This is a genomic window from Nocardia sp. NPDC004711 (assembly GCF_053601595.1).
In genome coordinates this window covers 1-3,886 of the sequence record NZ_JBSGCB010000151.1, presented here as the reverse complement: position 1 = coordinate 3,886, position 3,886 = coordinate 1, and the positions used below count along the sequence as shown (strand labels likewise).

The 3,886-nt window shown below is 64.3% G+C and carries 2 protein-coding genes and 1 pseudogene; 1 reads left to right on the top strand and 2 read right to left on the bottom strand.

Features of this window, described 5'->3' with window-relative positions:
* Positions 1-313: 313 nt before the first annotated feature.
* Entirely contained in the window at positions 314-1,534 is a 1,221-nt protein-coding gene (locus ACWEKS_RS48940) for an IS4 family transposase (RefSeq protein WP_452346543.1), read from the bottom strand.
* A gap of 1,441 nt (positions 1,535-2,975) precedes the next feature.
* Between ACWEKS_RS48940 and ACWEKS_RS48935 the strand changes: the two genes are divergently transcribed.
* Positions 2,976-3,404, top strand: a complete 429-nt coding sequence (locus ACWEKS_RS48935; protein WP_452346542.1) for a reverse transcriptase domain-containing protein — start codon at positions 2,976-2,978, stop codon at positions 3,402-3,404.
* Positions 3,405-3,450: 46 nt separating this feature from the next.
* On the opposite strand, the pseudogene ACWEKS_RS48930 reads toward ACWEKS_RS48935, so the two are convergent.
* Positions 3,451-3,790: pseudogene (locus ACWEKS_RS48930) on the bottom strand (transposase); the annotation flags it as partial.
* Positions 3,791-3,886: the final 96 nt, after the last annotated feature.

The following is a 3,886-nucleotide window of genomic DNA, read 5'->3' as shown; positions in this document are numbered from 1 at the left end:
TCACCGCGCCATCCACTACGACGTCGGCAAAACCGTCAAACGACTCACAACCCTCTACCAACGCAACCGAGCCGGAGGTTAAAGACCAAGCTAAGGTGCCCTCCGCCAAACCCAATGCCGTTAACTTACGCGCCGGTGTAGCCGGATCTCGGCGGGGCTGGGATGGTTGATGTTCTTGTGTCGCAGGTCTTTTCGTGGGAACTTGTGGCGACCGGCGCGTTTGAGGACTCGGGGATAGCTGCGGTTGCGCCGTGGCGGGTTCGGGCGTTCGGCGATCTCTGCGACGGCGTCGGCTGTGGTCGTGGCGAGCCGGTCAGGGGGAAAAACCCGCCTGTCCGGTGACGTGTCGCCGGACAACGCGGAGGGTGCGGATGAACGACAGCCGTAACGGATCGCAACCTTCGAGATCGGCAGCGTGATACATGAGTTCGCGGACCGCGTAGTGGGTGGTCAGCAGGCCCCAGATCTCCTGGCGCACCATGGCGGGACTGTGCGAGCGCAGCACCCGATAACTGCCACGCTGACGGGTTTCGATCTCGGCGAGGCTGGTCTCGAACTCCCAGCGTTGATGGTAGGTGGTGGCCAGCTCGGCAGCGCTGGCCTGCTCTGGGGCGAGGATGGTGGTGACCAGCCGGATCGGGCCAGGGGTATCACTGTCACGGTTGGTGATTTCGTACTCGATTACCCGCACCGGCACGCCCACGGGCATGGTGTCCAGTCCGCGGGCGTGGTGGCGGCGGATGCGCTGACGTTCGATGTCGGTCATCAGCCGTGACAGATACGATCCGTCCGGAAGCTGTTGCACCACATGCAGTTTCAGACCGGATTGTACCCGCCACAACAGATCCGCTCCGGTCGCTGCGGCCTCGCGCCAGAACTCGTGACTGAAGAATCCACGGTCGGCGACGACCAGCATTCCCGGCTCGAACGCAGCCAACAGCGCCCGCGCCAGCGCACGCTCGTCGTCGGTGGCCGCGCCGATCTCGGCGTCGACGATCGCGCGGGTGCCGCATTCGGCCAGTCCGACCACCTTCACCTTCGGATACGGCGCGTCCAGGCCCTGATGGCTCGTTCCGCGCCCGAACGCCTCGTCGTTGTCCGCAGTGTCGGGGACATCCATCTGGACCCCGTCGACGGCCATCACCCGCCGCCCGGCCAGCCACGCACCTGACGTCCCCGCACCAGCCAGCGGCACAGCGACCCGCCGATACAACTCCCGCAGCGGCTCCTCACCGAGACGGGCGCGGGCCTTGCACAGCGCCGGTGAGGTCGGCACCTGCCAGTCCTCGTCCCACGAACGCAGAAACCGAAGCCCGTCAACGAGTTTGCGCATCACTTCCTCGTAGGCATCGTCGAAGAACAACGTCATCGCCAGCACGAAATACACCACCACCCGCGCCGGGAGCAGTCGACGGCGCTTCTCCACCCTGCCGGTCTCCACCAGCACTTCGTCGACCAGATCCTGGCGCACCACACGCGTGAGCACGCCCAACCCGATCCGATCGGTCAACCGTCCCGCCACCACCTCCGCCACGAGCCGGCACCATACCCGGAAACCACTTGCCGCACAGCAACTCTCATGACACGGCCAGACACCACCGCGTCAAGCCCTCCGGTCAAGCCCTCCGACCTGCACAAACACCGTAAGTTAACGGCATTGCCGCCAAACCAGGGTTCCGTCAAGGTCACTTTCGTCTCATCGTACTGGCCCCGATCGACACCCTCGAAACCACACCCGCGCGTCGACGCACCGGCCTGTCGGCGATCAACCGCGTCCACCGCGACAGCGGCGGCCGCCACCCGGCCGTGCACGATCCTCGACGCTCTCAACCAGATTCGCCGCCAGCGCACCGCCCGGCTTCCCATCAGCACGCTTGTCGGCCTGCGCCGCCGCGACATCCCGGGTCACCGACAACGACGTGCGCGTCGCCGACGTCACCGCCATCGCCCGCCTCACCACGACCGCTGGGCCGCCATCCTCGCGATCCGGGCCGCCCCAGCGACGAAATCCCTTCTGGCGCATCACCTCAAGGCCGATGACATCGCCTACCGGCCCACCGTCCCGGGCCCGGTGCGGACGCACCGTTGTGCACCGCGATCGATTCGCACGGCTACCAGGCCCTGCACCCCGTGCCGCTGACCCCGCGCGCGATCACTCGCCTCGTCACCGCCCACCGGCTCGGCGTCGCCCCCGGCCACCACCTCATCCACCGGTCAGACCCGCGCCCGGAGGAATTGTCAAAACCTGTGTTGTGTCCTGAATGCGAAAGTGAGGTGTAGGCAACCGATCTGGAGCGGTGCTGTGCGGGAGATGAAGGTTGGCCCTTCGGAGTCGCCCTGTAGGGGGAGGCTTCAAACCGCCTCATGCTGCGTTGGCTGAAGACCTTGTGAACATGAACGGAGGTCAAGTTCGGTGAGCTTGGCTCTTCGGTGCTGTACGAGTAGATGGAGGAATTTCTGGACCTCCGGAGTCGCCTTGCGGGAGGAGGCTTCAAACCACCTACCGGGGCCTTGGCTGAAGACCGTGGTCTTGAGCGGTGTAGGAAAAGGCGCGGCTGTGACTGTGTCAGGTGTGGGCCGGAAAGATGAGCGATGGGCGAATTGCCCTGTGCCGACTGAAGCGTCGAAAGCTAATCAGACGACACCGAAACCAGGGCTTGGTCTTTGCTCTGGGATGAGCCTGGAGGTTACCCGTTTCCTGTCCAGGTGGTGTCCGGCGTACAGGCAGCATGAGTCCGGTCCGGGCTCTCGTATGGAACATGTGAAGGCGCGTACTGATACTGCCATCGGGGAATCGGTGGCGAGAGGGAGAACTCCAAGCGGCAGAATCCGCAAGGAGTTGAGTACCGTTGCGGGACGCGCTGGCGGACTCACCCGTAGTAGCTGTGAAGTCCCTACGTATCGCAGTGGGGGCGGAGCCAAGGGGTGGGGTCGTCCGGGCTGATGAACGTGATCAACCGGAAAGAAGGAGTCGCATGAATGAGCCGAAGTTGCTGGGCAAGTCGCACGACATACCGAAAATGCTGGTGTGGAATGCGTGGTTGAAGGTCAAGGAGAACGGAGGAGCGGCCGGGGTCGATGGCGTGACGATCGAACAGTTCGAAGAAGGGGTGCAAGACAACCTTTATCGGCTGTGGAATCGTATGTCGTCGGGATCGTATTTTCCTGGTCCGGTCCGCGCGGTGGAAATACCGAAGAAAGGAGGAACGAGAGTCCTCGGCATCCCGAATGTGGTCGACCGGGTGGCGCAGACAGTGGCGGTATTGGCATTGGAGCCGGAGGTGGAGAAGGTGTTCCACGACGACTCGTACGGATACCGTCCGGGACGGTCACCTCTGGACGCGGTCGCGGTATGCCGGAATCGGTGCCGGGAGAAGGACTGGGTCCTAGTAGGACTTTGTTAGGTCGAAGAATGTGTGGCGGCAAAGCGGGCAGGTACCGATCCAGATGGCAAGTGCGCGTTGGAGTTTGCGGAGTGTGCCGTAGAGGGTCAGTCCTGCCCGTTTGCTTTTGGGGTGGTGAGTCGGAGGGTGGTGAGGAACGGGTGGGCGGCGGTGGTGAGGGTGGCGTGGTGGTGCCAGCCGAGCCAGGATCGGTCTTCGAAGTGGTCGAGGCCGAGGGCGTCTTTGAGTTGGCGGTAGTCGTGTTCGATGCGCCAGCGGATTTTGGCGAGTCGGACGAGGTCGGTGATTGGGGTGTCGGGTGGCAGGGTGGACAGCCAGTAGTCGGTGGGTTCGCTTGTTTCGGTGGGCCATTCGGCCAGTAGCCAGAGCTCGGGGAGGGTGCCGTCGGGGGCGGGGTCTGTGGGCGGGCGTCACCGCGGTGCACGCCGGTGGAGCCCTTGACGGCCACCACGTAGGGCAGGTCGCGGTCGGTGAGACCGGAG

Excerpts from the sequence above, each read along its gene's own strand:
- ACWEKS_RS48935 (WP_452346542.1), top strand. The coding sequence starts at position 2,976 with ATGAATGAGCCGAAGTTGCTGGGCAAGTCGCACGACATACCGAAAATG.